The organism is Neisseria sp. HMSC065D04 (assembly GCF_001815675.1).
In the GTDB taxonomy this organism is placed as follows: Bacteria; Pseudomonadota; Gammaproteobacteria; order Burkholderiales; family Neisseriaceae; genus Neisseria.
Window position 1 is genome coordinate 14024 of record NZ_KV821507.1, and the last position, 4464, is coordinate 18487.

Below are 4464 nucleotides of genomic sequence, written 5' to 3' on the forward strand. Positions count from 1 at the left end.
GCCTTGTCCTGATTTAAATTTAATCCACTATAGGAAGGTAAGGTCGGGTATGGCGTTTTTCTTTTTACTGGAAGGGTCGTCTGAAATTTTTCAGACGACCCTTTTTGTCTTGGCTTGGAAAGATAACGCATTAAAACAATTACGGATTTTTGCTATAAGGGGAAATTTTCGTCACGCGCCGGCGTTTTTGGTGCAGGGGGCGGGTTTGTTCCGGCTGGAAAACGTAATCAAAGGGGCGAAGTTGCAGCGTCTGCCACAGGCGGTCCAGGTTGCGGGTGGTGGCGGCGCGGGTTTGTTCTGTGTCGGGCGTGAGGAAAATGTGCAGGGCTTTGCCGTGTTGCTCGACGCGGTATTCTTGGATGAGGTCGTCTGAAATCATGGCGCGGCGGATGAAGTCGGCGTAGAGGGCGTAAGGTTCGCCGTTTGCCGTGCGTGCGTCGAGGATGTCGTCGCAGCGTCCTTCGATGGCGCTGATGCGGGCGAATGCGCTGCCGCAGGGGCAGGGGGCGTCGTTGGCAATCAAAACGTCGTCGAGGCGGTAGCGGATAACGGGTTGGCTTTTGCGGTTGAAGTCGGTAATGATGGGGGCGAAGCGGCCGCTTTCGCGGTCTATCCAGTCTTTTTCGATATAGACCATGTCTTCGTTCAGATGCAGGTTGCCGTGGGCGCAGGTGTGGGCGAGGAAGCCTTCGGTGCATTGGTAGATTTGGTGAACCGGCGTGCCGAAGCGTTGTTCGATGCGGGTTTTGACTTGAGGTTCTAAAACTTCGGCAACGGAGATGATTTTTTTGGGGTGTATGGCGAGGTCGGTGTGTCGGGCAAGCTGCTGCAATACTTGGGCGGGGGCGATGAGGATGGTGGGCTTTTGCGCGTTGAGCCTTGGGATGTGCTCGTCCAAGGCTTCGAGCAGGTCGTAAAACTCGAAGCGTATCAGCGGGCTTTTGACGGCGGTGTAGAGATTGCTGTTGGCGCGCAGGAAGAAGGCGATGCTGTGGCGGGCGAGGTAGGGGCGGGGCAGCATGCGTTTGAGCATATAGCCTGCCCACAGGGCGGACTCTTCGGGGGAAACGAGGAATATGCCCCTGTTGCCGCTGGTGCCGGAGGAAAGCCCGACGGTGATTTCTTTGCCCGAGGTCGTCTGAAAAACGGGGCTGAAGTCGCGGCTTTCTTCGGCTTTGAGCGCGACGGAGAGGGCATCTTTTTCGCTGATGCCGTAGGCGTTGATGTCGGCGAAATGCTGCATGAAGATGCGTTTGTTGATAACGGGGTAGTCTTGCAGCTTGGCGCTGTGGGGGTAGAAGCGGCTGTTGTGGCTTGTCAAAAGGCGGTCGAGCTGTTTTTGCTGGTGTGCTTCAAGGGCGGCGCGTTCCGTGTAGTTTCGGGTGTGGAAAAAGGATTTGAGGATTTGCCATTTTGAAGGTTTCATGGTGTGTTCTTTTGTGCAGTTGAGGGGCTTTGCTCGTCGGGTTTTCAGACGACCTGCTTTAATCCAAACCTTCCATGCCCAAGCGCCGCAAGGTGGGTTCGCAATGGCTGGGAACGAGGATGATTTCGCGGTTGCGGCGGTGGAGGTGTTGCAGGCGGTCTATGGTGGCTTGGACGGCGTTGCGGTTTTGCGCGATAAGGCCGGTAAGGGGGTTGGGGCGGCGGTTGTGGCTGATGGTCGCAAACCGCCAAACGGCGTCGGCAATCAGGAAAAATTCTCCGGCTATCAGCCCGTATTGTCCGGCGGCATGGCCGGGCAGGGCGACGGCAATCAAATCGGCACTGATGCGGTAGCCTTGTTCAAACGGGTAAAACGCTTCGTCAAGGCGGACTTCGGGCATATCTTCGATAAAGCGGGCGCGCTGCGGCAGGTCTTGGGGCAACAGCTCGCGCAGGAAGCCTTGTTTGACTTCGATGATGCGGTTGGTCAGGCTTTCGGGTTTGTCGGTACGGTAAACAAAATCGTAGGCGGCGCGGGAAAGGATGATTTCTGCGTCGGGGAAGTCTTTGAGGCCGGCAATATGGTCGGCGTGCAGGTGGGACAGGAAGATTTGGTTGATGTCGTGCGCGGCATCGCCCAAACGCTCGCGTATGGTCGGTTGGCTGAGTGTGACGGGCGTGGTCAGCGCGTAAAATTTTTCGGGAAATCGGCGGCAGGCTTGGAAAAAGCGGGGTGCGTAGCCGGTATCGAACAGCAGGTTGCCGCCTTGGTGGGTGATGTGGGCGGTCATGGCGGGAAAGGCTGCTTTACGCAGGCTGCCGCCCCGTTCGACCATACATTCGGGATGGGTGCAGTAGCCGGTGTGGTAGAAACGGATGTCCATAGCTTCAGCCTTTCAAGGAGCGGGCGTATTGCCGCAGTCCGTCGGCAACGCTGATTTGGGGTTCGTAGCCGAGCAGCGAACGGGCGCGGCTGATGTCTAGGGTTTGGTCGAAGGAAATCGTGCCTATGCTGTAACGGGTGACGAGGGGTTCGCGAAAGGAACGGGTCAGCCGAGCCTGCATTTCCAGTAGGCGGGCAACGCTGTCAATCAGGCGGTAGGAGACGGGTTTCAGACGACATCCCAGATGCAGGGTATCGATGATTTGCCGGTAGAGTGCGGCGATGGTCTGCGGCTCGCCGTTGGTGATGTTGAACGGCATGGCGCGGGGCACATCGGCTTCAGCTGCCAACAGAAGGGCATGGACGACGTTGCCGACGTAGGTCACGTCCACTAATGCGCCGCCTGCTTCGCGACCGCTGCGCCGAATCAGCGGCAGAAAGCCTTTTTCGGAGATTTTGAGCAGGCGCGGCAGGACGGCGGTATCGTATTCGCCGAAAATGCCGCGCGGACGGATGATGACGCTGGAGAGGTCGGTGGCGGCGGCGACTTCTTGTTCGGCAAGGAATTTGGTGTAGGCGTAGTCGTTGACGAAGTGGCGGCTGATAAAGGTTTCGGGGACTTTGTGCTGGTCGAGGTAGTCGAAATAGATGCTGGGCGTGGAAACGTGTACCAGCTTGCCGATATGGTGCTGCCGCATCGCCGCTAAGACATTTTGCGTGGCGGTCACGTTGGCGCGGTAGAAATCTTCATAACGCCCCCACGGCGAGGACAGCGCGGCACAATGGAACACGATATCGGCATTGGAAAACGCCTTCAGGGTCTGATTGCGGTCGGACAAATCGAAGGCGTGAAATTCCGTACCCAGCATTTTGCCGATTTCGGCATTGCGCCCGCAGGCGGCTACCTGCCAGCCTTGGGCAAGCAGCGTCTGCACAAGGTTGCGCCCCAGTCCGCCGGTCGCGCCGGTGACGATGGCCTTTTTCATGGTTTTTCCCAAACCAAGGCGCCCAAGCCCACGCCTGCGGATGTGCCGAACAGCAAAACTTTATCGCCGGATCGGACGGGGAAGTCGGTCAGCAGGTGGTGCAGCGCGGAGGGGATGGAGGCGGAGATTTGGTTGCCGTGGGTATTGAAAATATCGACGATTTTGGCGGGGTCGAGTTTCAGACGACTGATGATGTGTTGCAAAGCGCCGCGGCTTGCCTGATGCGGAACGATCCAGTCTATGTCTGCCAACGTCAAATCCGCCTGCGCCAACGTTTCATCCAAGAAGCCGGGTATGGCTTCGGCGGCAAGTTTGTAGAGCTTTTTGCCGTTCATGTGGAAATACGCTTGGGAGACATAGCTTTCGGGATGTTTGGACGGGTGGTTTTCATAGCCGCCCGCAGGAATGGTGCAGAATTCGTAGCCTTCGGGATGTACCTCGAATTTGCTTGTCAGCACGCCGCCGCGTTCAGACGACCTGATGACTGCCGCAGCCGCGCCGTCGCCGAAAATGGTCGAGCTGTGAAAATCGTTCCAGTCCAAGCCGACAGAGGCGACATCGCAACTGATCAATAAAATAGTGGGATATTTGTGTAACAGCGAATCCGCCAAATCCAAGCTGCGTAAGAACGACAAACAGGTCATATTGACGTCGAATGCGGCAATCGGGCGCGCGGGCTTCAGCAGGCGCAATGTATGCGCGGCGTTGAAGGGAATGCATTGACGGTCGATGCCCGAAGCGTTGATGACGCAATCCACATCGTCAATCGTGATGCCTGCCGCCGTCAGCGCATTTTTTGCGGCTTGAAGCTGCATCGCATCGGCAGATTCGTCGTCTGCCAGAAAGTAGCGTTGCGCCAAGCCGCTGAGTTTTTCGGTGCGGCCTTCTTTGATGCCGAGCAGGGCATCGATTTCGGTGGAAGGGACCAGCCGCGAAGGCAGTCCTTTGCCTGTGCCGATGATGTTGAGACGGAGGGATGGGTTCGGATGAGTTGTTTGCATAATATATCCGCTAGTGAGTAATACTTCAGCATAGTATTAATATTTTGTCATTGTCAACGTTTATATCCGCGGCAAACTCAAAAAAAGGTCGTCTGAAAACCTGCAAACGGCTTTTCAGACGACGTTTCCAATATCTTTGTATAGTGGATTAAATTTAAATCAGGACAAG

At 56.5% G+C, this 4464-nt stretch carries 4 protein-coding genes; all 4 read right to left on the reverse strand.

Annotated elements, in window-relative coordinates; all coding sequences use genetic code 11:
* Positions 1 to 139: 139 nt before the first annotated feature.
* From HMPREF3050_RS05725 to HMPREF3050_RS05740, 4 genes are read right to left on the reverse strand one after another with little or no spacing between them, the layout of a single operon-like run.
* The gene (locus HMPREF3050_RS05725) at positions 140 to 1426 is read right to left on the reverse strand and encodes a F390 synthetase-related protein (RefSeq protein ID WP_070773976.1); all 1287 of its coding nucleotides are present in this window, start codon (positions 1424 to 1426) and stop codon (positions 140 to 142) included.
* A 58-nt stretch (positions 1427 to 1484) separates the two neighbouring features.
* Complete coding sequence (locus tag HMPREF3050_RS05730) at positions 1485 to 2309, reverse strand: MBL fold metallo-hydrolase (RefSeq protein WP_003764034.1); 825 nt, start codon at positions 2307 to 2309, stop codon at positions 1485 to 1487.
* 4 nt (positions 2310 to 2313) lie between these two features.
* Entirely contained in the window at positions 2314 to 3294 is a 981-nt protein-coding gene (locus tag HMPREF3050_RS05735) for an NAD-dependent epimerase/dehydratase family protein (RefSeq protein WP_070773978.1), read from the reverse strand.
* Entirely contained in the window at positions 3291 to 4295 is a 1005-nt protein-coding gene (locus tag HMPREF3050_RS05740; protein ID WP_070773980.1) for a 3-oxoacyl-[acyl-carrier-protein] synthase III C-terminal domain-containing protein, read from the reverse strand. Before HMPREF3050_RS05740 ends, HMPREF3050_RS05735 begins: the two co-directional genes overlap by 4 nt.
* Positions 4296 to 4464: the final 169 nt, after the last annotated feature.